A 26,307-nucleotide genomic window follows, 5' to 3' on the forward strand; every position below is an offset into this window, starting at 1 on the left:
CTACAAAAACATACCCTCACCTGCAGTATTCCTCTTGGACAAAGAGACTCAGAAGCGCTACCTTCATTGATAGCGACTACAAGTCCAGGGGGAGATCCCAGCCATAACCAAGGGATCTATTTTTCAATACCTAAAATTCCGCGAGGAATTATGGCAACTGGAGGGAGAGGCATGTCGCGTGCAATATCTGCGACTGAACGCGCCTACAACGCCACACGAGGAAAAATCCTCGATGGGGCGTTGGCCGGTGGTGACGTCATCACCGAGGGCGCAGTTTCCACCGAACTCGGAATCAGCCGCACGCCAGTACGCGAAGCGTTCCTCCGCCTCCAGGCGGAAGGGCTTCTGCAGCTTTACCCCAAACGCGGTGCCGTCGTGGTACCAGTCACCGCCGAGGAAGCACTCTCGGTCGGTGAGGCGCGCGAAATCATCGAATCCTTCGCCGTCACCAAACTCCTATCCGAGTCACCTGAACCCCCAGCGGAACTCGTAGACCGCTTGTGGGAATGCCTCAACGCACAACGACAGGCAATCCGAGCCCACAATGCCTCAGCGTTCATCGATGCCGACACAAGCTTTCACCTAGCCATCGTGGAGCTGAGCGAAAACGACTTCTTCTTTGACCTCTACAAAAGCCTGCGCGACCACCAGCGTCGCCTAGCAGTACACGCAGGCGCACTCACCCCCGCCAACATGACCGCCTCATACAACGAGCACGTCAAACTGGCAGGACTTTTGAGCGAAGGTGAACTCGACGGCTACCTTGCCTTCCTGCGCAAACACCTACGTGAAGGACGCAAACGTATGGGCGTCGACATGGTCTAGCATTTAATAAAGAGGTGGGCCCTGACCTATAGGTCAGGGCCCACCTCTTTATTAAATGCTTCGAAAAGAATTTCGAGCATCATTCTCCGGGCATCCGCTCCCGCGGTGGCTCATAACCAGTCGCCCCGTTAGGCACACGGTAATTCTGACCACCTAGCATCTCGCCAGTGACATGATCGATTTTTGTGGCTTCGATCTTTGACTCATTCTGCTGACGGAAAGACTTCGCTACCCCATAAACAAGGTTCACCAACCCCCACGCCACGATGAGCGCAGCAAGGTAACGAAGAATCATTTGGTCGAACTCCATCCCTCCATCCACATACTTAAGCAAAGCAGGGATCGTCATCACCGTGGCGAAAAGCACACTGATACTGAAAGGAGGAAGGTCAGGCTTCTCTTCCACGATAATCGTGGTGACAGACTCCTTTCCTTTCTTACCTTTCTTTCCTTTTTTGCCTTTTTTAGGCTGCGATTTCGCCGACATTCACCACTCCTGACGTGACAAGCGTGAGCTGACCGCCCAACTCCGAATAGGAAAGAACAGGGATTCTCGGTGCCACTTGTTCGAGAAGGCGCCGTATCGGCAGCCGTAGCGGCTGCGCACACACAAACACAGGCGGGTCGCCAGTAGCCTCGGCTTCTGCGGAAACGGAGGCAATCTGGTTAGCCACGCTTTCAGCAAGCATCGGGTCGATCATCAGGGTCGCCCCTGCTTCAGTAATCCGCAGGCTCTCAAGCAGACGCTGCTCAAGAAGCGAATCGAAAGTAATCACCGACAACCGGCCATCAACCGCGTGACTAGAAGCGATAGCCGGCCCCAAAGAAGCACGAGCAGCTTCGGTCAACCCATCAGGGTCAGTGGAGATTTTGGCCCGCATGGACATCGCCTCGAAGATGCGAACGAGGTCACGGATACACACACGTTCATCGAGGAGAGCCTGGAGAGTGCGTTGAATTTCACCCAAGCTCAGCGGCGTAGGAGTGAGCTCCTCGATTACTACCGGGTTTGATTGACGGACCATATCCACGAGCATCTTGACGTCTTCGCGGCCGAGAAGCTCTGCGGCATGAACGCGAACGACCTCGGCCATATGGGTGGTGACCACGGAACTGCGGTCAACGACGGTGGCAGTGGCCAAAGCCATGTGTTCGCGTAGCTCACCTGGCACCCATTTAGCGGCAAGCCCGAAGACAGGTTCGGTGGTGGGGGTTCCTGGCAGGTCGTCAAGGTCATCACCGATGGCCAAAACCATTCCTGCCGGTGCGGTTCCACGGGCGACTTCAACTCCATGCACGCGGATGGCGTAGGTACGTGGCGGCAAGTCAAGGTTGTCCCGGGTACGTACCAAAGGCACCACGACGCCGATTTCTTGGGCGAGTTTGCGGCGCAGCGCGCGTACTCGATCTAAGAGGTCACCGCCGTTAGCGGCATCGACCAAGTCAATGAGGTCGTAGGCCAGCTCGAGTTCAAGAGGTTCGACTCGCATGTCCTGCGCGATTGCCATAGGCGAATCTTTTTGCGGAACAAGGGGTTCGAGATCTTCGGTGGTGTCGACTTCTGGTTCTTCTCCTGGTTTAGGAATCCGGGTAGCCAGGAACATGACTGCACCGCCGATAAGAGCAAACGGCAGGAACGGCATGCCAGGGACGATCGCCAGTAGAAGGATGACACCAGCAGCAATTTGGATGGTGATGCGGTTGGCGCCGAATTGTTGAATGAGGTCGGTGCCGAGCTCATTGTTAGTGCTAGCGCGAGTAACTACGACACCGGTAGCAACAGAAATGAGCAACGCAGGGATCTGAGAGACGATGCCGTCTCCGACAGTCATGAGGGAGTAGGTCTGTAAAGCACTCTGGAAGTCCATGCCACGCTGGACCATGCCGATGATGAAACCACCGACGAGGTTAATGATGGCGATAAGGACAGCGGCGATGGCATCGCCTTTGACGAATTTGCTGGCACCATCCATGGAGCCGTAGAAGTCAGCCTCGGCTGATACCTCGGCACGCCGGGTTCGGGCTTGGTCTTCATCGATGAGGCCGGAGTTGAGGTCGGCGTCAATAGCCATTTGTTTACCGGGCATGGCGTCGAGGGTGAAGCGAGCCGAAACTTCGGCGACGCGGCCGGCACCGTTGGTGATCACCATGAACTGGATCACCATGAGGATGATGAAGATCACGAGACCGACGACAATGGATCCGCCGACGACGAACTGACCGAAGGCCTCGATAACGTGCCCAGCGAACCCGTTGAGAAGAACCAGTCGGGTGGTGGAGATGTTGAGCGCGAGCCGGAAAAGCGTGGCCACGAGGATGACTACAGGGAAGGTCGAAAACTCGAGGGGTTTCTTCACCCGTAGAGCGAGGACGAGGATGACAGTAGCCAGGGCGAGGTTGGTGACCAGGAGAAGGTCGAGCACGAGGGTAGGTAGGGGGATCACCATCATCACGACGATGCCGATGATCAACGCCGGTACCCCGATGGTGGCGATGTAATCCTTTTTCACGGCACCTCACGAGCGCTGGGCGGGGTGGGAGACCAGATGATTCCGGTCTCCTTGGCTACGCATGCTCATCGGCATGCTGAGTAATGATCTGAGAGTGCTGGAGGGATAGGGCCTTTGGTTAGCTAGCTAATAGGCGGAGGTATTGGAGTAGGAGGCACCTTCGGGTGCTCCGAATTTAGCGATGCCGAGTGCTTCGTCGGATAGGTCCTCGGGCAGATCGACTCCGTTCCAGCCCGGATGTTTCACAGGGGAGGGGTGGGCGCCTTCGGTGCGGCGAATGTCAGACATGCGCATGATGAAAGCCAGGACGGTGGCGATAGTGTCGTAAAGCTCGAAAGGTATATAGGAGTCGACTTCGCACATCTTGAACAATGTGCGGGCAAGGATGACATCTTGAACAACCGGGACTCCGCTAGCTGCAGCTTCGTCTTTGATGCGTTGGGCAAGTAGCCCTGCGCCTTTGGCGACTACTTGGGGGGCTCCTTCACCGGATATGTAGCGCAGGGCCACGGCGACGTGAACGGGATTCGTAAGGACAACGGTGGATTCGCTGACAGCAGCCATCATGCGGCGTTGGCCCATCTCGCGTTGACGGGCGCGGCGTTGGCCTTTGATGTGGGGGTCACCCTCTTGTTGCTTGTTTTCGCGTTTAATTTCGTCTTTGCTCATGCGCAGTGATTTTTCGACGCGGTGACGTTCAACGCCGTAGTCGAGGGCGGCGATGACGAGCCCGACGACGATGATCCAGAGCATGACGCGGTGGGCGGCGTTTCCTGTGACTTCTAGGACGGTGCTGATGCTGCGCTGACCGGTGCCGGTGAGCATAGAAATTGTGTCTTTGACGCCCATGTAGGCGATGACGCCGAAGACGACAAATTTGATCATTGTTTTGGCGAAGGTCCAGGCAGCTTGCATGCCGAAAAGGTTTTTAATTCCGGCGAATGCGTTGAGCTTTTTCCATTTGGGTTTGAAGCGTTTGGCGTTGGGGCGGCTGCCACCTTGAATGAGGTGGCCGATGCTGCCGAGCACCATGCATAGGAGGATGATGGGTCCGGCGATACGCATGTAAGCAGCAAGGTTGTTTGCAAAGAGTTCGAGGGCTTGCCTGGGATCGGGTCTGATGATGATTCGGGCGATGTCGTGCAGGGTGGTGGTGACAGTTCTGAAGAGAGTTGACAGGGCGGTGGGGCCGAGCACGTAGAAGGCCAAGACGGTTAGCCACATGGAGAGGTCTTGGGTTCTAGGGATATTGCCTTCTGCTTTTGCTTTACGGAGTTGCTCAGGGGTGGCTTTTTCAGTCTTGCTGGATTTGTCTTCGGCCATCAGCTTTTGCCTCCGAGCATGTCGGTCATGGCGGGGAATCTGGCGACGGCGTCGGCGATGGTGCGGGTGACGGCTTCGGGGAAGACGAGGATGAAAACGGAGGCGAGGGTGAGGGTGAGGATGAGTTTGATGGGGAAGGACAGTTGGAAGACGTTCATGCTGGGCACGGCGCGGGAGACCAGTCCTAGCGCAAGGTCGGCGAGGAAGAGCACTGCCAGGACGGGCGCAGCGATTTGGAGAGCGGAGGTAATCATGATGCCGAAGTCGTGAATGAGGGCTTGGGCGATTGCTCCGGTGTCGATGGCCTTGGTGGCTTGGATGTCGAAGGATTCTAGGACGCCGCGGATCATGATGAGGTGGCCGCCGGAGGTGAAGAGCAGTGCGGTTGCGAGTAGTCCGGTGTAGCGGCCGATGATGGAGCTGTTGGTGCCGCTGGTGGGGTCGAACATGCTGGCCATAGCGAATCCGCCGGTCATATCGACGTATTGTCCGGCGGCTTGGAAGGCTGTGAAGAGGATTATGACGGTCAGGCCGAGGGTGGCGCCGACGAGCACTTGAAAGCCGATGGCGGTGGCGAAGTTGGTCAGTGAAGTCCAGGTTTGTGCAGTGACGGTGGGGCGCACGATGGGGGCTACGGCTAGGGCGATGGCGAAGGACATGGCGGCGCGGGCGCGGGCGTTGAAGTTACGGCCAGCGAAGGGTGGGGCGAGGGTGAAGAAGACGGAGAGTCGGGTGAATACCAGCAGCATCGCGACGAGGAGGTCGTAGGCGAGGTTGAGGTTCATGGGTGGTTATCGCTGGAGGTAGCGGGGGATGTTGTTGATGAGTGTCTCGGTGAAGGTGACGGTTTCGTGCATCATCCAGTTGCCGAAGAAGAGCAGGATCGCGGCGACGGCGATGAGTTTGGGAACGAAGGTCAGGGTCATTTCCTGAACCTGGGTGACGGATTGGATGAGGGAGATGATGAATCCCATTACGAGGGAGACGATGAGGACTGGTCCGGCGAGTTTGGTTCCGAGGATCATCGCTTGGATGGCTAGTTGCATGACGTCGTGGTCGCTCATGGGTGGCTCTTTTCGGTCATGTCAGCCTCCCACGTAGCTGGTGACTAGCGCGGTGGTGATGATTCCCCAGCCGTCGACCATGACGAATAGGAGCAGTTTGAAGGGCAGGGAAATCATGACGGGAGGGAGCATCATCATTCCCATGCCCATGAGAATCGATGCGACGACGAGGTCGATGACGAGGAATGGGATGTAGATGACGAAGCCGATGATGAATGCGTTTTTGAGTTCTGAGATGACGAATGCGGGGATGAGGGTGGTGAAAGTGGTGTCGGTGCGGTCGGCTGGGGCGTTTTGGCCGGACAGGCCGATCATGGTGCGCAGTTCTTGTTCACCGGTGTGATTGAGCATGAAGTTTTTGATGGGGTCGCCGGCGCGGTTGAGGGCGATTTCTTGGCTGATTTTTCCGTCGAGAAAGGGTTGGACGCCGTCGTTCCAGGCGGTGCCCAGGACAGGGGTCATGACGAATAGGGACAGGAAGAGCGCGAGTCCGGCGATGATCTGGTTTGGGGGGATGGTGGGGGTTCCGATGGCTTGTCTTACGAGGGCTAAGACCACGGCGATCTTTGTGAACGAGGTCATGAGCAGCAGGATTGAGGGGGCGACGGAGATGACCGTCATGAGCAGGATGATCTGCACTGACAGGGAGCGGTTGTTGCCGGTGTCTCCGAGGTTGATGTTGATATTGGGGGCTGGGGTGGCTGCGTAGGCGTGGGTGCTGCCGAGCAGGAGTGCGGCGGTGATGAAGATGGTGGCGAGGATGAGTGCGGTGAGGATGGCTGGGATGAGGGTGCGGCGGATGAATTGGGGGGCGAAGGGGCCGTGGAGGGTGGGGATGGGCCCGGTGCTGGTGGTTTTTGGGGTGGGGCGGTTCCGGGTGCTCATTGGGCCTCCTGTGAACCGGTGTGGGGGGTGGTGTTTCTGGGGTCGAGTCGGGCTGCGGTAGTTGCGGGGTCGCGGTGGCGTCCGGTGCGGGCGGTAACGGCGGCGATGATGCGGGTGGCTGCTTCGTGGTGGCGGCGGCCGATGAGGGGGTGGATGGTGGCGTGCTGGGGTGAGGCGTTGTCGTTGTCGTCGTCGCTGGTGAGATCGTTAGGGCCGAGGTCGGTGAGTACGCTGACGCGGGTGTCGGTGACGCCCAGGACGAGGACTTGTCCTCCTACGCGGACGATGTGCATGGAGGCATTTTTGGTCAAGGGGGTGCGGTTGAGTACCTCGGTGGCGATGGTGGTGGTGCTTCGTGCGCGGCGGGTGTTGCTGGTTTTTTCTAGCCATCGCATGAATAGGACCAGTAGTGCTAGGACGGCCCCGAGGGAGAGGATTGTCCGCGTAGCAAGCTCGAGGCCGGAGGTTCCGCTCATGCGGTGATTGCACCTTCTCGTCCGACTACTTCGGAGATCCTGACTGCGAATTCTTCGTCGACGACGACGACTTCGCCGTGGGCGATGAGGGTGCCGTTGACGAGTACGTCGACGGGGGCGCCGGCGGCGCGGTCAAGTTCCACGATGGATCCGGGGGTCAGTCCGAGGATTTCTTGGACGGTTAGTTGGGTGCGGCCAAGCTCGACGGAGACTCCCATGACGACTTCGCGGAGCAGGTCGATGCGGCGAGGGTCGGCGGCCATAACCATGCCGCCGTAGAGGGGCTGGAATTGGGGTGCTGTGGTGGAGGGTTGGGCTGCTTGCCGAGCGGCGACGGCTTGGGCGTGCATAGCTGCGGCTTCTTCGGGGCTGAGGCCTTGGAGTCCACCGGGGCCGGGGTATGCGGGCATTCCTGCGTAGTAGGCAGCGTAGGGGTCGGGGGCTCCTGGCATTCCTGGTGGGGGGGAAGCCGGGGGGGGTGTGGAGCTGGCAGCGGCTGCGGCGGTGTCGTCGGTGTTTTCTTCGTCGGCGGTGTCTTCGCTGCTGCTGGTTTCGTCGATGGTGTCTTCGCTGTCGCTGGTTTCGTTGTCTTCGCCGGTTTCTTCTGCTTCTGCGGCGGCGATGGCTGCGGCCAGTTCGGCGGCGGCGCCTTGGCCGGTGGATTCTTTGGGCAGTGCGATGAGCATGCCGGCGAGGGTGTCTTCGTTGAATACGCCGACGACGTTGGATTCGTCTGCTTTTTCGAGGGCATCGAAGGCATCGACCATGTGGATTTGGCCGTTTTTGAAGTCACCGATTTCGCCTTTGAGGGCCTCCATTGCTTCGGTGAGCGCGGCTGTCCATAGGGTGCGTGCTTCGTTGCGGTCGAAGATTTCACCTTTGGCGTGATCGATGAGGCCTGTGACCACCATGACGAGGGTGCCGAGGTTGTCAGCGTTAGAGAGGTTTGTCTCTACGCCGATTGCGCCACCGGGTAGGGACATGGTGGTTGCCTGGATCGGGTCGAGGGTCTCCAGCCGCAGGGCGTCTGTGTCCGCGAAGTGTGCGGGTAGTACGCCTGCCGCGGCTAAGAGCGCGGAGTCGACGTCCAAAGAGTTCGTGGACATGCAGTGATCCTTCAGCGGTCAGAGGGAGACGATTTGGCAAGCAAAACGGTGGCCATGCGATCCAGGTACTGCTTTAGCGACAGGCACTCCGTCGGCTGACATCGTGAGCGGCTGGTTGGTCGGATGACCCAGTGGGAGCACGTCCCCTACCTCGAGATCGAGGATGTCTCCACTGGTGAGCGTGATTTCGTCGAACGCGACGCGGACTACTTGCGGCACGGTCGAAACTTGTTGGCGGAGTTGTTCCACTGCTACTGCCCGGGGTCCGGTGAGTTCCAGTGGTGGTTTTTCCGTCAGTTTGTCTAGGGCGGGTTGAACTGTAGAGATCGGGAGGGCGAGGGAAGCTTTTGCTTCTTGCTCTCCTAGACGCAGTTCGAAGGTTGATACGACCATCGGGTCAGATGGCTGCACCAGCTGGATGAATTGCGCGTCGCTCTCCAGCGCCCCGACTACGGGATGGATTTTTTCGAGTGTTTCGAATGCGTAGGCGAGTTCGTTGACCATGCGCCGCAGCACGTTGCCGATGAGTCCTGCTTCCATTTCGGAGAGGGCTCGGGTGGGCTGGTTAGTGGTGCCTGGTCCGCCCAGGAGGCGGTCGATAACGTTCATCCCTACTTCGAGTGGCATGTGGAAGAGCCCTGCATCAGGCAGGGGGTCCAGTGTCACGATGGCCAGCAGAGATGGGTTGGGTAGGGTGGAGATGTACTCGTCGTATGTTGTTTGCTCTACCTCCTCGAGGTTGCAGTGGACCACCATCCGCAGTGTCGTCGAAAGCACGGTCGCGATCTGGCGGGAGAACGTTTCGTTCGCCACCTGAAGCGCCCTAAACTGCTCGCGACTGAACCGGTTGGGGCTACGGAAGTCGTAGACGATCGGCTCAGCACTCACATGGGATCTGATCGACAGCTGGTGGGGCGATCTGAGGCGAAACATGCTGTGGGGATGCGAATCGTGGTTGAGGGCAGAAGGCTTCGAAACCGTGACGTAGCCGGGGGTGGGGATGGACAGTCCATCCCCACCCCCGGCTACGTCACGTGGCCCCTAGGGAGAGTTATGCGGCGTTTTATTGCATGACGAATTCGGTGAAGTACACAGATAAGACGTCTCCGTCATATCGCTTTTTCACTTCTTTGCTGAGGGTTTCTTGTGCTTCTGACTTTTTCTCGTGCTGGAGAAGGTCAGAATATTTGTATTTGGAGAGAATCTCGATGGCTGCATCGCGGGCCTTGCTCAGGTCGGGGCCTTTAGCTGCGTCCACTCCGGCTTCGGTGAGGTGTTCATCGCCAGCTTTGCTCATTTGGATGGCGAGGTTCACTTTGAGGAATTTTCCGTCGGCGAGGTTAAGAGTCATGGGATCTTTCATCGCGTAGACGGCACCGTTTTGGGTAGCGGGGTCGGGTTCGGGTTCCTTGTTCCCCCCGAGCAGCATCATGACGATGACGCCAGCAGCAACGAGTACTACGACAAGAGCGGCGACGAGGATGATGATGAGTTTTTTGTTTCCGCCGGATTTTTTATCGTCTTCTTCGCTGTCGGCCATGGTGGTTTCTCCTTAGAGGGGTGGTGCTGACGGGTGTGTTGTTGGTGGGGCTTATTTGCCAACTTTGTTTGATGGCGTGTTCGCTGCAGTTCCTGCTGGTGGTTGTTGGACGGCGTTGCTGGCTGCGGCGGAGTTGTTCAGTGGCACGGTGGGCAGAATGACTACGGCTACGCGTCGGTTCATGGCGCGGCCTGCGTCGTCTTTGTTGCTAGCGATGGGGCGCTGATCGGCGTACCCGGAGGCGGATACTTTGGAGGCTGGGATTCCGTCGGTGACGAGGGTGCGTAGCACTGCTGCGGCACGGTCGGTGGATAGTTCCCAGTTTGAGCGGTTCGCGGCGGTAAGGGGGACGTTGTCGGTGTGTCCTTCAATGGCGATGTAGTTGGGGATGCCTTTGAGGATGGGGGCGACGGTGTCGATGACTTTCTTTCCTGCAGGGCGCAGGTCTGCTTTACCGGTATCGAAAAGCACTTTGTCGGTGACGATGTTGACCACGAGTCCGCGCTCGTTGATTTCGAATTTGGCGGCGTTGGCCAGGCCAGCTTGTTTGAGTTGTGCAGCGATTTTGATTTGGAGTTGTTTGAGGGATTCTTTCTCTTTTGCTGCGGCTTTTGCTGCGGCTTGTTCGCGTTGGAGGGCCGATTGGCTCAGCGGGGAGGGCTGGGCTGCTTCGTTGTCTGGGACTTTGGTTTCTTGACCAGGTTTCTGGTTTTCCAAGATCCCGTCGCGGCCTTCGAGGTTTCCGCTTTTTCCTTGCATGGCAAGGTTTGCTTGTCCGAATGCTTGGGCGGTTCCTTCGGCGAAGGTTTGTAGTTTCTGCTGGTCCACTTTGGAGATTGCGAACATGACGATGAACAGGGCCAGCAGGAGGGTGAGGATGTCAGCGTAGGAGAGCATCCACCGTTCGTGGTTGGCGTGTTCTTCGTGCTCTTCGCGTTTCTTTTTCCGCGCCATTATGCTGCCTTCGCTTCTTTGCCCTTGCCGGTGTCTTTACCGCCGCTGGGCAGCGCTGAGCGCAGTTTTTGTTCTACGACGCGGGGTGATGTTCCGGCCTGTACAGCTAGGACACCTTCGATGATCATCTCCATGCCTTTGACTTCGAGGGCGGAGAGTCGTTTGAGTTTGGCTGCCATGGGCAACCAGACGGCGTTACCGATGAGGACACCCCAGAGGGTGGCGACGAAGGCGGCGCCGATCATTTCGCCGAGTTTGTCGACTTGGTCGAGGTTTCCCAGGGCGTGGATGAGGCCGATGACGGCGCCGACGACGCCGAGGGTGGGGGCGTATCCGCCTTGGCCTTCGAAGAAGGCTGCGCCAACTTTGTCTTGTTCTTTTTTGGCAGTGACGCGCATTTCGAGGATTTCGGCGATTTCGTCGGCGTCGGAGCCGTCGACGGTCATCTGGATGCCTTCTTTGAGGAGGGGGTCCTCGATTTCTTTTGCCATGTCTTCGAGGGCGAGGAGCCCTTCACGGCGGGCACGGTCGGCCATTTTGACGATGACGTCGACGAGCCCGGAGGCGTCGGGGGCTTTGCTGAGGAAGGCGCGTTTGAATCCGCGGGGGATTTCAGCGAGGTCGGCTTTGGTCATGCCTGCTGAGGCGGCGCCGAAGGTGCCGACGAAGATGAGCATGAGTGCCGCGGGCTGGATGAGGACGGTGACGTGCACACCGTCGAGGAGCATTGTTCCGATGACGCCCACGAAGGTGAGGCCCACCATGATCATTGTGATCGGATCCATGTTTAGCTCTCCGGGTTCGAGACGGATCGGAGCCGTGCTTGACGGGGAACGTCAGGCGACGGCGGCGTGTTCGTGGCGATCAGGACGGAAGCGCGGAAGTCGCGTACGGCGTGGACGAGGTCATCGACGGGTTCAGCAACGACATATTTGGTGCCGCTGACGAGTGTGATGACTGTGTCTGGTGTGGCTTCTATGCGCTCGATGAGATCGGGGTTGAGCGCGAAGCTGGTCCCGTTCCGTCTCGTGCAGATGATCATGGGTTCCCGTCCCTGGTTGTGTTTCGTCGTCCGGTCCTTGGCCGACAGTTGCTTATCGACGACCTCTGGGCGGAGTTGAGCGCAGCGGCAAGCGGATTGCGGCAGCGATTCGCGCAGGTGAGCGGGGTGATAAGACAAGAAGCCTGTGGATATGCAGGTTCGCTGTAAACGGGTGGATGAGTGCCGTGGTGAAGGCAAACTCAGCCACCCGCTTATTCAGGTACCTAATTGACTTTTACGTCATTGCATTTGGTTGATGCGGTCGGCCATTTCGTCGGTGGTTGTTAGGACTTTGGCGTTGGCTTGGAAGCCACGTTGGGCCATGATCAGGTTGGTGAATTGGTCGGCGAGTTGAATGTTGCTGATCTCGGTGACACCGGAAATTGCTTGGCCAAGCCCATTGGTTCCTGGTGCCCCTTCGATGGGTGTACCGGATGCGGCGGTGGCACTGAATTCGGTGTTGCCTTCTCGGAGCAGGCCTTGCTGGTTAGTGAACCGGGCCAGTTTCATCTGACCGATAACAACGCCACCGGGATCTCCGTTACGCACAACCAGTTGTCCGGAGGCATTCATGAAGAAGGGCTTGTTTTGGTATTGAGCGGGCACCCGGAGGGGGCGGTTGTCAGTACCGAGGACTTTCTTTCCGTCGCCAGCAACGAGGGTGCCGGTTGAGTCGAAGGTGAAGTTGCCGTTGCGGGTGTATACCGGCCCCTTGGGGGATCGAAGAACGAAGTAGCCTTCGCCCTGGATACCAAAATCGGTGGATTGGTTTGTGATTTTGAAGGCGCCCTGGGCGAAGTCGCCGGGGATTGTGCGGCGGGCTACCCCTAGTCCGGCCATGGCTGCGTTGATGGCGCCTTGGGGTTGGGGGCGTGGTGGGGCGATTTTGGTGCCATCGACGAGCTGGTTGAGTACCTCGTCGAAAACGAATTGGCTGCCTTTAAATCCGTCGGAGTTGACGTTGGCGATGTTATTACCGACAACGTCGAGGTATTGCTGGTGGTAGCGCAGCGCGCTGGCGGCCACGTCATAGGAGCGGAACATGCCGACCTCTCGATTGCTGAAGAGCTAATGGGTGCGCTGGTAGCGCCTATTTCGGCCTCGTGCCGCCCTACCCACGAGGGGCGGGGCGGCACGGGAGGAGTCACTTATTAGTCAGCGGATTAGCGCTTCATGTTGATGAGGTCTTGAAGGACCTCGTCAGAGGCAGAAACAACCTTGGAGTTCGCTTGGAAACCGCGCTGGGCCATGATCAGGTTGGTGAACTCACCAGCCAAGTCAACGTTGGATAGCTCCAACGTACCGGAGGTCACGAAGCCCATGCCGTTGGCTTTGTCATTAGGTGCGTGGAACTGCGGCACACCTGAGTTGAGAGTCTCTGCGAACATGGTTCCACCAACACGGTCAAGACCTGCAGGGTTGTTGAACTTGGCAAGCGAGATCTGACCAATAATCTGGATCTTGCCGTCCGTGCTCGCAACCGGTACGCCACTAATCATGCCATTGGGTGAAATCTGAAAGTTTCGCCACTTAGTGGTATCGATTTTTATCCGAGCTGTGGGCTTAGTCGGATCAAGCTTGATTGATGCAGGGTCAGGCGCAGTTGCTACCGGATCCCCGGCCATAACACCCATGACGAAGCTGCCATCGCTACTCGTCAAGTTTCCGTTTTGGTCGAGAGAGAAAGCACCGTTTCGGGTATAAAACTTCGAGTCACCTTTTTGAACAATGAAGAATCCGTCACCTTGAATAGCAACGTCAGTGGGGACGTTGGTGACTTGCAGACCGCCTTGGGTGAAGTTTCCAGAGATCTGCCCTAACCGAACGCCAAGGCCAACCTGTGTGGGGTTAAGACCACCAGTCCCGTTGGCTTCATCTGGTGCGGCAGCGTTGCGAACAACCTGGTTGAGGCTGTCCTCGAACACGGCACGTTGGTATTTGTAGCCGTGGGTGTTGACGTTGGCGATGTTGTTACCGGTGACGTCGAGGTAGATCTGGTGGTTGCGAAGGCCGGAGACGGCGGACCACATTGAACGAATCATGAGTGGGAATCCTCCTGCTCACCCTCGAATATGGGGGCCGGGGTGAGCGACATGTGTTTTCTAGCGGTAAGACGGGATCTGCCGTCGGGAGTTTCGCTCGGCGGGATCGCCGCCGTATCAGGCTGTACGCGAATGCCGGGTGGCTAGCTGCCGGTGGAGGGGCCGGTGCGGTGCGTAGTCCCAAAAGGTGTGGTCATCCGTGACCGGGGAGGTTCCGCCTCATCCATGATGCGGAGTGGTTCGCGAGTCAGTGTGGTTGCCCGCTACTGGTGAAGAGGCTATGTGTCAGGCCTGCGCGGCTGTGCCGCGCGTGACCGCTGTGACCGAGTCGACCGGGACGTCTGTCCCGTTCACTTTAAGAATCGGCCCATCGGCCCCAATCTTTACGGATTCAACTGTTCCTTGTGTAGTAGTAGCAGCATCACCAGTACCTGTGGTGTAGGTAACGGTCTGCCCGATAAGACCAATCGCGGCCGAAAGTGATTGTTGGGCAAGCAGGGACCCCAGATGTTGGGTCATTGTTGTGTTGGATGCGACGAGTTCTTTGTTAGCCGCGGCGAGCGCCTCGCTGGACTTAGTCATCGACTCCGCTGCACCGGCCATCTCGTTAATACGTTCCACCATCGAGACAGACGCAGTTTGTTGCATCATTTGCGCGGTGTCCGCTGGCTTTGAGGGATCTTGGTACTGGAGCTGGGCCACAAGTAGCTTCATAAAGTCATCGGCATTGAGCGTTTGGTTGTATTTGGCGTTATTTTTCTTCGCCAGATCAGACATCCCGTCAGCTGGTGTCGGGGTCCAGACAGTCTGAGTTGTCCCGTCAGGATTTTTAACGACGGTAGACCCCATCGTGGGGATGACATATTGAAATTTTGATCCGTCAGGCTGAGTAATGGTGACGACTGTGCCGCTGGCTGTGTTTGAGACGGTTGCGGTGCCTGCAGCTGCGCTTCCGCTGGTGCCGGTGGTGCCTGTTGTAGCGGATGTCGTTGTGGGTGTGGTGGTGGTTCCGCTGATCGCAGATGCGTCAGTCATGGTGTTCTCCTGGGTTTAGGGCGAGGTGGGGTGTAGCGGCACATGGGTGGTGCCGCCATAGGAGGGGGTGGGTAGTTAGAGACGAATGTTGAGGCGGTCGTTGCCGTTGGGGGTTGGGGCGGAGATTGGTTGTTGCTCCTGCCCGATTTCGGTGGTGGCGCCTTTGTTGCCGGTGGTGACGGTGGATGAGTCTTGCCATCCGCTATCTGCGCCGAAGGCTTCTTCGAAACTTTCGGTGTCTCCGCTCTCACCGGTGGAGACGTCGATGCTTCCGGTTTTCACGCCGAGCTGTTCCAGTGTTTGTTTGAGGTCGTCGAGGTTTTCTTCGACGAGTTGGCCAGTAGCGGCGTCAACTGCTTTGACGTGGATGGATACCTGACCGGATTTGACGCTTACCTGTAGTTGCACGTGTCCGAGGTTCACTGGGGTCAGTTGCAGCATAAGGGCGTACTGCCCATCGACGCCGCGCAGCATCGGGGACACCCCGGTGACGAGTTGTTGGTAGAGCGGAACAGGGGGTGCGCTGACCATCGGTGCGGGAGCGCTACTGGTGGGGGTTGTTGTTGAGGGTGCTGTGGTGGCTGAAATTCCCTGTGTTTGTTGCGCCGGGGTGGCCTGGTTGGTGGGTGCGGGCTGTTGTGCTGGTGGGGCTGTTTCCGCTGGGGGGCGTGAGCTGGTTGGCGGAAGGGATTGCTGTTCAGGCGTGGGTGATGGCGCCACCGGACGACGGACCTCAGGGCGGGAGGGTTCTGGTGTGAGAGGAGGTTCGGGGTTTTCTGGCCGTGGGGTCGCCGGTGGCAGGGTGGGGCGTTCGTTGCGGGGTGGGGCGGGGATCTCTTCGGTGGGTTCAGGTGGTGTGGTGGGGATGGCAGGTGTCGTGGGCCTGGTGTTGCCTTCCCCTGGAGTGATGGCTGGGTCAGTGGGGACTTCGTTGGCAGGCGGGGGCGCGGTGGGCGTGGGGTTTTCGGGGTTCGAGTCGCTTGGCGCTGGGGTGGCGGGCGCGGCTGGTACGGGTTGCCCGGTCACTGGTGAAGTGGCCACGTTTTCGGGTGTGTCAGCAGAGGGTGCTGTGAGTTCGTTTCCTACTGCTGGTTGTGGCGCCGTAGCGGTGTTGGGCAGGGTGCCTTGTTCAGGGGTGTTGGGTGTGGCTAGCTGAGGTGTAGGTGGTGTGAACGAGGTGGGCACTGGGGCCGGGGTTGTTGGGGCGGTGTTTGTAGGGGCAGTTGCTGCTTCGGTGGTGGCTTCGGCCGGGGCTGGGGTGGGGTTGGGGGCTGGTGTTGTTTGTCCCAGCGAGTTGGGGGTGAGGAGCCCTAGTTCGCTGGCCTGCACGGAGATGTCGGTCGCTGAGGGGGTGTTCTGCGGAGTTTGTTGCTGTGTTTCCGTGGCTGTGCGCACATTCTGGTCAGCGGCAGGTGTGGTGGGTTCGGGGAGTGTGGGCTGTTGCGCAGTCAGGTCTGGGTTGCCGGGTGTGGTGTGTAGTTCAGGTTGTTCGTTAGTGGGTGGGTTGGTTGTGGGGGGCACCGCTGGCTGGGGAGTTGTCAGTGTTGAGGCGTCACGGTTGTTAGGTGCAGCAGATTGTGGGGGCAGCTGTGTAGCGTTGCCTTCTCCGGGGACGGGGATGTCGTTGTTGGTGGGAGGCGTTGCTGTGGCAGATGGGTCAAGAACGGGTGGTGTGGAGGCTGTTTGTTCAGGCGCGCCCACGGCAGGCAGGGTGGTTTGGTCGGTGGTGGGGGTGGTAACTGGCAGGGTGGGGGTGGCTGCCGGTGTCGTGGGGGCGGCGGTGAGCGGGGTGTTTGTTTCCTCTGTGCCGGGGGTGCCGGGCAGGGTGGGCGAGGTTTCGGTGATGGCGGGTGTAGCGGTGGTGGTTGCGCCGTTAGCTTCAGGAAGTCCAGGAAGCACTCCGGTCACGGGGCCAGAGATGGGGGATGTGAAGGCCACAATCGGGGCGTCAGCGCCGGTGAGGGGGGCCGCGCCGATGCTGATCATCGGTTCTTCGATTCCAGGTGTACCTGGCAAGAGTGCTGCCACTCCCCCGGTGACGGTGGATGTGTTCTGGGTTTGTTGGGTGTTATTGGGCGCTTGCTGCAGCGGGTTGTGTTCAGGTGCGGTGGGAGCCTGCGCTGTCACTGGCTGGGTTGAGCGCACGTTGCTGGGCTGTTCGGCCGCATTCTGCTGTGGGGACGTGTGGATGTGGCCGGTGTCGGTCTCAGAGTTCTTGACGCCCAGTGGTGAGGAGGTGCGATTTTGGGCCTCGCGAGAGACTCGGCGGGGGGTGTCGGTGGCGCTGCGGAGCGCTTCACCGAAGGTACGGTCTTGGGAGTCGCGCGCGGCCATCCCGGCGCGGGATGACTTACGCAAACGGGTGAGGGCGGCGTCAGCGGCGTTCACCGACGAGATTTCCAGACGGCTCATCAGGCTCTGCTTCCCTTGAGGTTTGCGGTGATCCTGCGGACATAGTTTTGGGTTTCGGCGTAGGGGGGAATGCCGTGATATTTGCGAACCGCGCCTGGTCCGGCGTTGTAGGCGGCGAGCGCGAGTTCTACTGTTTTGAAGGTTTTGAGGTGGTCGCGTAGGAGTCGTGCAGCTCCGTCGACGGCTTGGGCGGGGTTGAAGGGGTCGGTGACGCCAAGTGCGCGGGCGGTGCCGGGCATGAGTTGCATGAGGCCGCGTGCGCCAGCGTGGCTAACCACTGTGGGGTTGAAGCTGCTTTCTTGTTTGGCGACGGCGGCAAGTAGGTCAGCAGAGACTCCATATTTGTCCTCGGCGGCGAGGAAGAGTTTCTGGTATGCGGCGGGGGCTTGGGCTAGGACACCGGCGACGGAGCGTGGGGCAGCGAGGGTTTCGGTGCGTGCTGCTTTGAGGGTGGTGACGGGAGGTGTCCAGGCATCGTCGGGTAGGACTCGGCGAATAGTGGAGAGGTCTTTGTGGAGTTTGGAGATTTTGACGACGTCACCGGTGTGGGGGGCGTGGAGCATTTTGCCGTTGCCGACGTAGATGCCGACGTGGTGGGCGGGGTCGCCGAAGTAGACGAGGTCGCCGGGTCGGGCGTCTTTGATGCTGTCGATTTTGGTGCCGACGCGTTGTTGATCGGCAGCGACGCGGGGCAGTTTGATGCCGTGTTGTTTGTAGACGAGTTGGACCAGGCCGGAGCAGTCGAGGCCGACGTTGGGGTTGGTTCCGCCCCATTTGTAGGGGATGCCTAGGTATTTCTTGGCGGTGGCGATGAGTTTGTCGGCTTTGGTGCTGCCGTCCATGTTGACGGGGGTGTTGGTGACGGCACCGGTGGTGGGGGTTTCGCCGCGAGCTGCGGCGGCGGCTTTGGCGAAGACGTCTTTGGCGTCGCTTTTGAGGGCAGCTTCGCGGGCGGAGGGGTTGTAGATGAAGGGGCGTTCTACGGTGGCTGCTGCCCTGTTTTTGGCGTCAATTTCTGCAGAGCCGGTGATGGGCAGGGAGGTAGCGGTGTTTGCGGGTTTTTTGATTGCCTCCAGGGCGTTGTCCATGGAGGTGGAGAAGGCGGTGCCGGTGGTAGGGGCGGGCATGCTTGGCTGGCCGAACATACTGTTCAGCTGGGCGACTCGTGCCTGTGCTGCGGTGATTCCGCTCACCTCGACGGCCATCATGCTCCCCTCGTGTACTGCTCGTGCGGTGTTTCTGGGTGGTGTTGGGTTCGTGCGGCGCGGCGTGCTGCCTCGGCGGCGGCCTTGCGGGCACGGACTCCTGCATTACTCTCTTCGGCTACCTGTTGGTCGGCGGCAAGCATTCGTTCGAAGCGTTCTTCTTTGGCGCGTTCGACGAGGCGTTCGAGGCCTTGGGTGCGTTGTGAGGCTTTGGTGACGTGGCCGAGGGCGGTTTGTCTTGTTGTGTCTGCTTTTTCGGCTTCGTAGCTGGCCCACATGATGGATTGGGCGAGGCGTTGGCCGTGGAGTGCTTCGCGCATGAATCCGTTGATGTCGGTCTCACCATGTGATTTGTTCATGGCGTCGCGGTGGGCTTGGCGGGTGGAGTCTAGGCGTGCGAGGGCGGCGCGGTGTTCGGCGTTGGCAGCGGCGAGGGCGGCTTTGGCTTTGTCTTCTTCGATGCGTCGTACGCGCAGGAGGGTGTCGTATGGGGTGGTGAATTTGGGCATGTCACCTCCTGCGGTGGGTGTTTGGTGTGGTGGGGCTTGTGCGCTCTTATCGGCGGGGGGAGGGGTGCTTGTGAGGTGCTTGTTTGGTTTGTGTGGTGCGCAGAAAAGGCCTCGTGCACGGTGGGTGCGACGAGGCCTTCTGTGAGAGGAAAGAGTTGGGGCGGTTATGCGGCGCTGGGGGCGCCTTCCATGAGTTTGTCGTTTTCCATGATGATGGGTTTGGCCAGTCCGAGGTCGGGGTTGTTGAGGTCGTATTGCTTGAACAGGTAGTTAGCTAGTTCGGTTCGGTTGGCGAACATGGTGGTGACGTAGGGCTCTTGGAAGGCGAGTTTTTCGACAAATAGGACCCGCCCGTCAGTTTGGGGGAAGGCCACGCCTGTGTGTCCGATGAACAAGTCGTCTTTGTCGATGTTGTTGTGTTGGAACACTGAGATGAGGCGGGCTTTGGCATCTGCAGTGAAGGTTACGCCGCGTTTTTTCCAGGCGGCTTGCACGGTTTCTACGTGGGTTTTTGTTGAGGTTGTGTGGCTGGTGGGGATGGTGGTGAAGATGCTCTTGAAGGCGTTGATGTTTTGTCCGCCGATGAGTGCTGAAGGGTCAGTTTTGAGGGACTCTTCGTCGAGGAATAGGTCGGGGTGGGCCGGCACGGGTGCTGGTTTTTTCCCGACGGTGATGCGTGGCCCCATGAGCGAGTAGGCGGTGATTCGGCAGTTGTATCCGTGGAAGTTGGGGTGCTTTTTATTCCACTTTTCTTGCAGGTCGTAGACGTCGTACTTCTTGGCCATGGGAAGTGGTTTGAAGGTGTCGACGAGTTTGACTGGTTGGACTGCTTTGGTGAATTGGTCGGCGTGCTGCATGACCACGTCGATGCGTTTTTTCTCGACACCGGCAGCGGTCAACGCTGCTTGAAGTTGGGCTTTGGAGGTCGGTCCGGCCAGGTTTGACCAGGTGCTTGTGGCGATCGGCGCAGGGTTGGCGGTTTTGGTTCCATCGTGGGGGGGGGTGCTTGCCCACGCGTTGGTAGTTCCCGCTGCCACAGATAGCGCTAGCGACAGGGCGCTTGCTGCCGCGATAGCGCGGACGTGTACATGTTTCATGTGACCTCCGGTGTTTGTCGCAGGTGAGCCAGGGCTTACCTACCATCGTTCCTCTCTAAGGGAACACCACTGAGTTCACAAGCAACTCACAGGTTTCGCGTGGGCTGGGCGCGGGTGTGCAGGATTGGTGGATTACCGCGCGGCGATCGCGGATAGTTGCGCCCAGGACTGCTCGTATGGGGTGAGGTCTTCCATGTCTTGTATAAGGAATGAGGAGATCTCGGGGGCTAGTTCGAGGGCTTTGTCCACCAGTGGGTTGGTGCCTTTGACGTAGGCGCCAATGTCGATGAGGTCTTTGGCATCTCGCTGCGCGGCCATGAGCTTACGGATAGTTGTAGCAGCTTCACGCTGCTCACGGGTGGTGAGGGCTTTGTTGGCACGGGAGATGGACTCCAGCACGTCAATCGCGGGGAAATGTCCTTGAGTGGCAAGTTTTCGGGACAAAACGATGTGGCCATCGAGGATGGAGCGCACGTTGTCGGCGATGGGGTCGTTGAGGTCATCACCATCAACAAGAACCGTGTACAACCCCGTGATGGACCCGGTGGCTGCCATCCCAGCCCGTTCCAACAATTTGGGCATGATTCCGAACACGCTTGGGGGGTATCCGCGGGTTGCCGGTGGTTCCCCAGATGCAAGCCCGACTTCGCGCTGAGCCATCGCTACACGCGTCACCGAGTCCATACACAAGATGACGTCTTGGCCTTGGTCGCGGAACCACTCGGCAATACGGGTGGCAGTAGAGGCCGCGCGCAGACGCACCAGCGCGGGTTCATCGGAGGTGGCCACTACCACCACTGATCGCGCCAGACCTTCAGGGCCGAGGTCACCTTCAACGAACTCTCTGACTTCACGGCCGCGCTCGCCCACCAGGGCCAGTACACACACTGGTGCTGAAGAGCCACGAACAATCATGGACAACAGCGATGACTTTCCCACACCTGATCCAGCGAAAATGCCTAGGCGTTGCCCTTTGCCGCATGGGATCAACGTGTCCATTGCCCGCACTCCCAAAGGCATCGGGGTGCCGATCCGTTCTCGGTCCATCGCCGGGGGTGGGCTTCCTTCTGTGGTTACTAGGGTGACGTCGCTCAAAGCCGGGCCGCCGTCCATTGGCCGCCCTAATGCGTCCACCACGCGACCCAACATCCCCATTCCGACGGGGACTTCCAGTGCCCCACCGGTAGCGATGGCGGGATTACCGGCCCGTACGCCCCGCAAGTCCGAAATTGGCATGCACGAGGCGTACCCCTCGTGCAGCGCTACGACTTCAGCGATGATGGGGCCATCGTCGCCTAGGATCCGTACGGCCTCTCCCACCGCTAGCTGAAGCCCCGCCACGTCGATAGATAGACCCACCGCGCTGACCACGGTGCCGTGCGCCACTGGAGCGGTTGCGCGCAGCATTTGCGCCCGCATATCTGCATATACACCCCGACCCAGCAGGTAAGAACGTTCACTTTCGCGAGCTGGAACATCAAGGTTCACGGATGCAGCACCTTCCGTACCGCGGCGACAGCGTCCGCTAATGTCACCGTCACTTCGAGGTTTTGGGCGGTTGCTACAACATCGCCATGGGCGATCGTGGCATCAGCGATAGCCCGCACCCGTCGTTGCTGCGTGGTGGATTCAGTGAAGTCGGTGACCATCTCTAGATCCTGCGGGTTGACGCGCAATGTCACGTCCACGTCACGCGGGATCGAGGCCAAGGCACGCCGCACCTGATCGACTGCGGCGCACTCCCCCACTGCCAAATGGTGGCCCACGAGTTCTTCAGCGATATCGACAGCCAAGTCACCTACGAGTCCGCGCAGTTCCTCGATCATCGGCATCTGGTAGTCCAGGGCATCTTGCACTGCGTTCTCTACTGCAGTGTGGAACTCTTTGAGTCTGGTGCGGTTGGCTTCTGCCTCAGCCTCGGCGGCTGTTTTCATCTTGGCGATCTCGCCGGCCATCATCTCTAGCCCAGCGACCCGACCATCTTCGAACCCTTCAGCATGTCCTTCTTCGTAGCCGCGACGTCGGCCCTCTTCGCGGGCCTCTTCCACAAGCTTATGCATGTGCGGATCAGTCAGGCGCGGGTCGGCGTAGTCAACACCGGCGAACGGGCTCATCACTAAGTCCGAAGAGATCACTGCGCGGCGGGTGCTTTCTTCAGCTTCTTTACCGCGCAGCACGAATCCGCTGCGCCGACCAACCAGCGCTGCTGGGCCCTGCCGGTTGGGCTTAGGCAACGAACTCGTCCCCTCCACCACGTGCCACCACGATCTCGCCTGCCTCTTCCAGCATGCGGATCTGGCGGATCACCACGGCCTGGGCTTCCTCGACCTGCTTCAACCGCACCGGCCCCAGGATCGAAATCTCGTCGGCCAACGACAATGCTGCCCGCTCGGACATGTTGCGGGTGATTTTCTCGCGCACGTCCTCGCGTACACCTTTCAATGCCACAGCAAGGTCTTTGGATTCGACCTTGCGTAGCACTACCTGGATGGCGCGGTCGTCCAGTCCGGTGATGTCCTCGAACATGAACATGTGTGCTCGGACCTCTTCGGCTAGGTCGAGGTCGCGTTTTTCCAGGCCGTCGAGGATCATCCGTTCAGTGGTGCGGTCGGATTGGTTGATGATGTCAACCAATGGTTTGAGGCCACCAACGGTGGTGGAGTCGGCAGCCTGAACCACCGTGGACAGGCGTCGCTCCAGGTGAGCTTCCACCTGCTTGACGATTTCTGGGCTGGTGCGGTCCATGATGGCCAACCGGTGTGCCACTTCGGCCTGTGTTTCTGGCAGCAAACCAGACAAGACAATGGCGGCTTGATCAGCTGGCAGGTAGGCGATGACCAAGGCGATCGTCTGCGGGTGCTCGTCAGCCAGGTAGGTCAGCAACACTTTGGGTTCAACGCGCCGCAAGAACTCGAACGGCATCTCCACCATCGAAGCCGACAGACGCTGCATCACCTCGTTCGCTTTGTCTTGCCCCATCGTGGCGACAAGAACCTCCTCAGCGAACGACACACCGCCCTGCACGTAATACTTACGAGCTTTGGCTAGCTGCTGGAACTCCTCCAGCACGCCGTCCAACGTGTCGACGTCCACGTTTTCTAGACGAGCGATTTCAGCGGTTAACGCCTCCACTTCTGGCTCGCGGAGCTGTTTAAGAATCTCAGCGGAGTGTTCTTTACCGAGCTGTACGAGGAGGATCGCGGCCTTACGCAGACCGGACAATTGCGCGGTACTCATGAGGGGCTACTTCCGTTCTGCCATCCACCCGCGCAACAAGCGGGCAACTTCTTCGGGACTGTCCTCGACGAGACCAGAGATCTCTTCGCGTGCGGCGGCCCGCGCAATCGATTGCGGATCCACCGGTGTGGCTTCGACCACGGGAAGTTCGTCGCCGTCGAGGTCGTACGCCGCCGGGCTTCCTTCCAGCTCGCCCAGGGCGCCACGGCCTCCGGGCAGCTCGGGAAGTGTAGGAGTATCGATGCTTTCAGACTCCTCGATCTCCACCTCGCGTTTGCGGGTGCGGGTGGAGAGGAACCCGATCAGCAAGGCGAGCAGCAGGAGCAGCAGCAGGCCGATGTTCTTGGCCAGTGCCCAGAGGTCATCCATGCGTTTTTGCTCTGCGGCTGCGGCATCGGCCTGAGCCTGGGCCTGGGCTGCGGTCTGATCGAAGGGCACCTTTGAGACGGTGATGACATCGCCACGTTGGGGGTTGATTCCTGCTGCGGTGGCCACCAGCTGCTGAATCTGTTGCTGGTTGATAGCGCCGGTGGTGCGCTGGTCGAGCATGACCGCCACGTTGAGTCTGCTAACCCCGCCGGTGGCTTGGTCGGTGAGGGTACGGCGGGTGCCGTACGGCTGGACCTCTTTTGTGGTGGTTTTCTCCCAGTTTTGGCGACTGTTACCTGCATTCCCGTTGGGGACGGGGATGTTGTCTGGGCCGAGGACTCCCCCGATGGGGGTCTGGCCCGAACCGGTCAAGGTTTCGCGGGTGTTGTCGTTTTGTAGTGCTGGTGCGCCTGGCTTGGGCTGGAGGTATTCGTTTGTTTCGACCTTAGAGTTGTCATAGTTCATGTCGGTGTTGACGGTGGTCGTGGAGTTACCCATACCGACGGCTTTGTCCAGCATTGCTTGGATTTTGGTTTGCAACGCCATGCTCGTGGCTTGCTGTTGGGCCAGCCGAGCCTCTCCGGCGCTAGCACTGAGTGTGCCTTGGGCAGACAACAAACGTCCCTGTGAGTCAGTGACAGTCACATTTCCCGGGGTCAGTTTCGGCACTGAGGCAGAAACCAAGTGCACGATTGACTCAACCTGCGATGCCGAAACAGTCTGGTTCGCTTTCGGTTTCACCAGCACCGATGCGGTCGGGTTGGTTTTCTGCCGGACAAACACGTCCTCCTTGGGCAGTGCAAGGTGCACCGTTGCTTCCTGAACGGTGTCAATTTTTTGGATCGCTGAGGCTAATTCGCCTTCAGTGGCACGTTGAATGAGGATCCGCTGCTGCTCATCGGAGGCAGTGACTGGTGCTTTTTCGACCAGGCCGTATCCCTGCGAAGCATCTGTTTTGCTGGGCAGGTTCTCTGCCGCCAGGTCAAGGCGCACCTTGTCGCGCTGATCCTGGGGAACTTGGAAGGTGTTTCCGCTCAGCGTGTACTTCACACCCGAGGAAGTCAGTTTGCTTTGGATAGCGGCAGCGTCGGTGTCGCTGACAGGTGTGGTGTACAGCGGAACCATGGTGGGTTTGCTCACCCACATGAAGAAGACCACAGCCCCAGCGATGGCGACCAGTGCCGCAATGATCGTTACGGCTTTCTGGCCACGAGTGAAGTCGTTGAATGTTCCCTTGATCCGGGTGACGACGTGTTGGATTTTTTCGTTCTTCACAGCTGCATCCGCATGATCTCGTTGAACGCTTCAAGGCCCTTGTTACGCACGGCCACGGCAAGCTGCGTGGCCACGCCTGCCTCAGCTGCGGCGATGGTGTATTCGTGCACGTCTTTAAGGTCGCCGGTGGCTGCGGCGCGGGCCAGCTCATCGGTGCGCAGATGCATCGCGTTCAGCTGGTCGATTTTCTGGGCGAGCAATTGACCAAAAGAAGGGCCAGATACCGAGTCGGGGTCGCGCAAGGCGCTTGGCGTGGTCGGCAACGTGGCAGAGACGCCGTAAGCCGGGTTAATCCCGAAACCTGGCGTCACACCGAAGCCGACAGATGGAGGGATGGGAGCAATACTCATTTGCCGATTCCGATCGCTGCTTCGTATGTGGTCTTTGCTCGTTCAGCCACCGAGGCGTTGGCTTGGTAAGCGCGTTGGGCCATCATCAGGGAGGCCATCTGGTCAGATAGGTCGATGTCAGGTACACGGACCAGGCCGTTGGCATCAGCCAGGGGGTGGTTCGGCATCGAGATGAGCCGACCGTTGGGATCCCCCCACATGTTTCCGGCCACATAGGTCCCCTTGGGTTCGCCGTAGCTGGCGGCCCTAGCAACGATGAAGCGCTCCTGGAAAGCGGATTCATTTGTGGAGGTGATGTTGTTCATCCCCGCGATGTTGTCTGAAACCGCGTCAATCCATTTACGGTTCGTTGACAACCCTGACGCTGCGATGTTCATCGAATCGAACATGCTCATGTGCGTCTCCCTTCATCGAATCCGTGAGCTGGCGCGGCTCCACGGGCCTGGAGTCTTATCGGCCGTTTCACTGACCAATAGCGTTCTTGATGCCGTTGAATTTGTTGGTGAGCGCTTGGGCGATCAGCTGGGTGTGCAGAACGGTTTCTTGCCCGGCCAGAGTTTCTTCATCGAGATTGACGTTCGAGCCGTTGGCGCGCGTGGGCTCAAGGCTGCGGGCGGTAGCTATCTCAGTCAGGCGAGGGTCTTCGCCGTCGGCGAGAGCTTGCCGCAAGCTGGCTTCGAAGTCGACTTTCCCTGCAAGAAATCCGGGGGTATCAACGTTGGCGAGGTTGTCGGAGATGGTGCGTTGCCGCGCCGCCAGGCCGGACATTGCTTGGCTCAACGTCCGCATGGTCACGTCGCTGATGAAATCGTTCATCCGCATACCCCCAAAGAAATCCGGTGATGAAGCGCAGGGGCAGCCCGCACATCGCCACGAGTGGTCGCTGTACTGATCGGCTGTGGCTGGGGTTTTCCTTAACCGATTCGGCCCACCATTTGGTGTTTCCTTGGCCCTGAGGCAGCAACGGATCTGCTCATTAAGCAACCGGGTTCACACCTCTACGCGCTACGACGTGGAGCCGGTCGCCTACAACGGCAACCGGCTCCACATC

28 protein-coding genes are annotated in these 26,307 nt (G+C 59.2%); 1 reads left to right on the plus strand and 27 read right to left on the minus strand.

Translation table 11 applies throughout. The annotated features are described in order from the left end of the window. Positions 1-171 precede the first annotated feature (171 nt). The gene (locus tag CKV89_RS11095) at positions 172-825 is read left to right on the plus strand and encodes a GntR family transcriptional regulator (protein WP_034400444.1); all 654 of its coding nucleotides are present in this window, start codon (positions 172-174) and stop codon (positions 823-825) included. Positions 826-904: 79 nt separating this feature from the next. Here the strand turns inward: CKV89_RS11095 and CKV89_RS11100 are convergent, their stop codons facing one another. From CKV89_RS11100 to CKV89_RS11230, 27 genes are all read right to left on the minus strand, one after another. Further along, positions 905-1,312, minus strand: a complete 408-nt coding sequence (locus CKV89_RS11100) for a hypothetical protein (RefSeq protein ID WP_028326724.1) — start codon at positions 1,310-1,312, stop codon at positions 905-907. Then, on the minus strand, positions 1,290-3,335 hold the full coding sequence (gene flhA / locus CKV89_RS11105; RefSeq protein WP_028326725.1) for a flagellar biosynthesis protein FlhA: 2,046 nt from the start codon (positions 3,333-3,335) through the stop codon (positions 1,290-1,292). Before flhA ends, CKV89_RS11100 begins: the two co-directional genes overlap by 23 nt. 126 nt (positions 3,336-3,461) lie before the next feature. Continuing rightward, complete coding sequence (locus tag CKV89_RS11110) at positions 3,462-4,658, minus strand: EscU/YscU/HrcU family type III secretion system export apparatus switch protein (protein WP_051277216.1); 1,197 nt, start codon at positions 4,656-4,658, stop codon at positions 3,462-3,464. Beyond that, on the minus strand, positions 4,658-5,443 hold the full coding sequence (gene fliR, locus CKV89_RS11115; protein ID WP_028326726.1) for a flagellar biosynthetic protein FliR: 786 nt from the start codon (positions 5,441-5,443) through the stop codon (positions 4,658-4,660). The genes CKV89_RS11110 and fliR overlap by 1 nt, the downstream gene beginning before the upstream one ends. A 6-nt stretch (positions 5,444-5,449) precedes the next feature. Beyond that, on the minus strand, positions 5,450-5,722 hold the full coding sequence (locus CKV89_RS11120; protein WP_028326727.1) for a flagellar biosynthetic protein FliQ: 273 nt from the start codon (positions 5,720-5,722) through the stop codon (positions 5,450-5,452). A 21-nt stretch (positions 5,723-5,743) separates the two neighbouring features. Next, complete coding sequence (fliP, locus tag CKV89_RS11125) at positions 5,744-6,607, minus strand: flagellar type III secretion system pore protein FliP (protein WP_084440879.1); 864 nt, start codon at positions 6,605-6,607, stop codon at positions 5,744-5,746. After that, positions 6,604-7,083: a flagellar biosynthetic protein FliO gene (locus CKV89_RS11130; RefSeq protein WP_028326729.1), complete on the minus strand. Its 480-nt coding sequence runs from the start codon at positions 7,081-7,083 to the stop codon at positions 6,604-6,606. The genes fliP and CKV89_RS11130 overlap by 4 nt, the downstream gene beginning before the upstream one ends. After that, positions 7,080-8,189 (minus strand): flagellar motor switch protein FliN, encoded by a 1,110-nt coding sequence (fliN, locus tag CKV89_RS11135; RefSeq protein ID WP_028326730.1) that lies wholly within the window; start codon positions 8,187-8,189, stop codon positions 7,080-7,082. The genes CKV89_RS11130 and fliN overlap by 4 nt, the downstream gene beginning before the upstream one ends. Positions 8,190-8,207: 18 nt before the next feature. After that, positions 8,208-9,077: a flagellar motor switch protein FliM gene (locus tag CKV89_RS11140; RefSeq protein WP_028326731.1), complete on the minus strand. Its 870-nt coding sequence runs from the start codon at positions 9,075-9,077 to the stop codon at positions 8,208-8,210. A 175-nt stretch (positions 9,078-9,252) separates the two neighbouring features. Next, complete coding sequence (locus tag CKV89_RS11145; RefSeq protein WP_028326732.1) at positions 9,253-9,729, minus strand: flagellar basal body-associated FliL family protein; 477 nt, start codon at positions 9,727-9,729, stop codon at positions 9,253-9,255. 51 nt (positions 9,730-9,780) lie between these two features. Beyond that, positions 9,781-10,683: an OmpA/MotB family protein gene (locus CKV89_RS11150; protein ID WP_051277218.1), complete on the minus strand. Its 903-nt coding sequence runs from the start codon at positions 10,681-10,683 to the stop codon at positions 9,781-9,783. Then, positions 10,683-11,468, minus strand: a complete 786-nt coding sequence (locus tag CKV89_RS11155) for a motility protein A (protein WP_028326733.1) — start codon at positions 11,466-11,468, stop codon at positions 10,683-10,685. The genes CKV89_RS11150 and CKV89_RS11155 overlap by 1 nt, the downstream gene beginning before the upstream one ends. Before the next feature lie 2 nt (positions 11,469-11,470). After that, positions 11,471-11,725 carry a flagellar FlbD family protein gene (locus CKV89_RS11160; RefSeq protein WP_028326734.1) on the minus strand — a complete coding sequence of 85 codons (255 nt, stop codon included), beginning with the start codon at positions 11,723-11,725 and terminating at the stop codon, positions 11,471-11,473. A 240-nt stretch (positions 11,726-11,965) separates the two neighbouring features. Beyond that, the gene (locus CKV89_RS11165; protein WP_028326735.1) at positions 11,966-12,769 is read right to left on the minus strand and encodes a flagellar hook-basal body protein; all 804 of its coding nucleotides are present in this window, start codon (positions 12,767-12,769) and stop codon (positions 11,966-11,968) included. A gap of 119 nt (positions 12,770-12,888) precedes the next feature. Continuing rightward, positions 12,889-13,767 (minus strand): flagellar hook-basal body complex protein, encoded by an 879-nt coding sequence (locus CKV89_RS11170; protein WP_028326736.1) that lies wholly within the window; start codon positions 13,765-13,767, stop codon positions 12,889-12,891. A 285-nt stretch (positions 13,768-14,052) separates the two neighbouring features. After that, the gene (locus CKV89_RS11175) at positions 14,053-14,802 is read right to left on the minus strand and encodes a flagellar hook assembly protein FlgD (RefSeq protein WP_084440880.1); all 750 of its coding nucleotides are present in this window, start codon (positions 14,800-14,802) and stop codon (positions 14,053-14,055) included. Between the two features lie 75 nt (positions 14,803-14,877). Then, entirely contained in the window at positions 14,878-17,214 is a 2,337-nt protein-coding gene (locus CKV89_RS12580) for a flagellar hook-length control protein FliK (RefSeq protein WP_028326737.1), read from the minus strand. Beyond that, positions 17,214-18,422, minus strand: a complete 1,209-nt coding sequence (locus CKV89_RS11185; protein WP_095068540.1) for a transglycosylase SLT domain-containing protein — start codon at positions 18,420-18,422, stop codon at positions 17,214-17,216. Before CKV89_RS11185 ends, CKV89_RS12580 begins: the two co-directional genes overlap by 1 nt. Continuing rightward, complete coding sequence (locus CKV89_RS11190; RefSeq protein ID WP_028326738.1) at positions 18,419-18,928, minus strand: hypothetical protein; 510 nt, start codon at positions 18,926-18,928, stop codon at positions 18,419-18,421. Before CKV89_RS11190 ends, CKV89_RS11185 begins: the two co-directional genes overlap by 4 nt. Before the next feature lie 164 nt (positions 18,929-19,092). After that, on the minus strand, positions 19,093-20,025 hold the full coding sequence (locus CKV89_RS11195; RefSeq protein ID WP_051277222.1) for a DUF4300 family protein: 933 nt from the start codon (positions 20,023-20,025) through the stop codon (positions 19,093-19,095). A 132-nt stretch (positions 20,026-20,157) separates the two neighbouring features. Further along, on the minus strand, positions 20,158-21,444 hold the full coding sequence (locus tag CKV89_RS11200) for a FliI/YscN family ATPase (protein ID WP_051277399.1): 1,287 nt from the start codon (positions 21,442-21,444) through the stop codon (positions 20,158-20,160). A gap of 65 nt (positions 21,445-21,509) precedes the next feature. After that, positions 21,510-22,259: a FliH/SctL family protein gene (locus CKV89_RS11205; RefSeq protein WP_169714605.1), complete on the minus strand. Its 750-nt coding sequence runs from the start codon at positions 22,257-22,259 to the stop codon at positions 21,510-21,512. After that, positions 22,252-23,262, minus strand: a complete 1,011-nt coding sequence (fliG, locus tag CKV89_RS11210; RefSeq protein WP_028326741.1) for a flagellar motor switch protein FliG — start codon at positions 23,260-23,262, stop codon at positions 22,252-22,254. Before fliG ends, CKV89_RS11205 begins: the two co-directional genes overlap by 8 nt. 6 nt (positions 23,263-23,268) lie before the next feature. Next, the gene (gene fliF / locus CKV89_RS11215) at positions 23,269-24,906 is read right to left on the minus strand and encodes a flagellar basal-body MS-ring/collar protein FliF (RefSeq protein ID WP_028326742.1); all 1,638 of its coding nucleotides are present in this window, start codon (positions 24,904-24,906) and stop codon (positions 23,269-23,271) included. Further along, positions 24,903-25,256: a flagellar hook-basal body complex protein FliE gene (fliE, locus tag CKV89_RS11220; RefSeq protein ID WP_028326743.1), complete on the minus strand. Its 354-nt coding sequence runs from the start codon at positions 25,254-25,256 to the stop codon at positions 24,903-24,905. Before fliE ends, fliF begins: the two co-directional genes overlap by 4 nt. Next, positions 25,253-25,651, minus strand: coding sequence for a flagellar basal body rod protein FlgC (locus tag CKV89_RS11225; protein ID WP_028326744.1), 399 nt, complete (start codon positions 25,649-25,651; stop codon positions 25,253-25,255). The genes fliE and CKV89_RS11225 overlap by 4 nt, the downstream gene beginning before the upstream one ends. A 67-nt stretch (positions 25,652-25,718) precedes the next feature. Continuing rightward, the gene (locus CKV89_RS11230; RefSeq protein WP_028326745.1) at positions 25,719-26,072 is read right to left on the minus strand and encodes a flagellar basal body rod protein FlgB; all 354 of its coding nucleotides are present in this window, start codon (positions 26,070-26,072) and stop codon (positions 25,719-25,721) included. Between the last annotated feature and the right edge of the window lie 235 nt (positions 26,073-26,307).

The organism is Dermatophilus congolensis, from assembly GCF_900187045.1.
In the GTDB taxonomy this organism is placed as follows: Bacteria; Actinomycetota; Actinomycetes; order Actinomycetales; family Dermatophilaceae; genus Dermatophilus; species Dermatophilus congolensis.

Coding starts and splice junctions, on each gene's coding strand:
- CKV89_RS11095 (WP_034400444.1), top strand. CDS start 172: ATGTCGCGTGCAATATCTGCGACTGAACGCGCCTACAACGCCACACGA.
- CKV89_RS11100 (WP_028326724.1), bottom strand. CDS start 1,312: ATGTCGGCGAAATCGCAGCCTAAAAAAGGCAAAAAAGGAAAGAAAGGT.
- CKV89_RS11110 (WP_051277216.1), bottom strand. CDS start 4,658: ATGGCCGAAGACAAATCCAGCAAGACTGAAAAAGCCACCCCTGAGCAA.
- fliR (WP_028326726.1), bottom strand. CDS start 5,443: ATGAACCTCAACCTCGCCTACGACCTCCTCGTCGCGATGCTGCTGGTA.
- CKV89_RS11120 (WP_028326727.1), bottom strand. CDS start 5,722: ATGAGCGACCACGACGTCATGCAACTAGCCATCCAAGCGATGATCCTC.
- fliP (WP_084440879.1), bottom strand. CDS start 6,607: ATGAGCACCCGGAACCGCCCCACCCCAAAAACCACCAGCACCGGGCCC.
- CKV89_RS11130 (WP_028326729.1), bottom strand. CDS start 7,083: ATGAGCGGAACCTCCGGCCTCGAGCTTGCTACGCGGACAATCCTCTCC.
- fliN (WP_028326730.1), bottom strand. CDS start 8,189: ATGTCCACGAACTCTTTGGACGTCGACTCCGCGCTCTTAGCCGCGGCA.
- CKV89_RS11145 (WP_028326732.1), bottom strand. CDS start 9,729: ATGGCCGACAGCGAAGAAGACGATAAAAAATCCGGCGGAAACAAAAAA.
- CKV89_RS11150 (WP_051277218.1), bottom strand. CDS start 10,683: ATGGCGCGGAAAAAGAAACGCGAAGAGCACGAAGAACACGCCAACCAC.
- CKV89_RS11155 (WP_028326733.1), bottom strand. CDS start 11,468: ATGGATCCGATCACAATGATCATGGTGGGCCTCACCTTCGTGGGCGTC.
- CKV89_RS11160 (WP_028326734.1), bottom strand. CDS start 11,725: ATGATCATCTGCACGAGACGGAACGGGACCAGCTTCGCGCTCAACCCC.
- CKV89_RS11165 (WP_028326735.1), bottom strand. CDS start 12,769: ATGTTCCGCTCCTATGACGTGGCCGCCAGCGCGCTGCGCTACCACCAG.
- CKV89_RS11170 (WP_028326736.1), bottom strand. CDS start 13,767: ATGATTCGTTCAATGTGGTCCGCCGTCTCCGGCCTTCGCAACCACCAG.
- CKV89_RS11175 (WP_084440880.1), bottom strand. CDS start 14,802: ATGACTGACGCATCTGCGATCAGCGGAACCACCACCACACCCACAACG.
- CKV89_RS12580 (WP_028326737.1), bottom strand. CDS start 17,214: ATGAGCCGTCTGGAAATCTCGTCGGTGAACGCCGCTGACGCCGCCCTC.
- CKV89_RS11185 (WP_095068540.1), bottom strand. CDS start 18,422: ATGATGGCCGTCGAGGTGAGCGGAATCACCGCAGCACAGGCACGAGTC.
- CKV89_RS11190 (WP_028326738.1), bottom strand. CDS start 18,928: ATGCCCAAATTCACCACCCCATACGACACCCTCCTGCGCGTACGACGC.
- CKV89_RS11195 (WP_051277222.1), bottom strand. CDS start 20,025: ATGAAACATGTACACGTCCGCGCTATCGCGGCAGCAAGCGCCCTGTCG.
- CKV89_RS11200 (WP_051277399.1), bottom strand. CDS start 21,444: ATGCGGGCGCAAATGCTGCGCGCAACCGCTCCAGTGGCGCACGGCACC.
- fliG (WP_028326741.1), bottom strand. CDS start 23,262: ATGAGTACCGCGCAATTGTCCGGTCTGCGTAAGGCCGCGATCCTCCTC.
- fliE (WP_028326743.1), bottom strand. CDS start 25,256: ATGAGTATTGCTCCCATCCCTCCATCTGTCGGCTTCGGTGTGACGCCA.
- CKV89_RS11225 (WP_028326744.1), bottom strand. CDS start 25,651: ATGAGCATGTTCGATTCGATGAACATCGCAGCGTCAGGGTTGTCAACG.
- CKV89_RS11230 (WP_028326745.1), bottom strand. CDS start 26,072: ATGAACGATTTCATCAGCGACGTGACCATGCGGACGTTGAGCCAAGCA.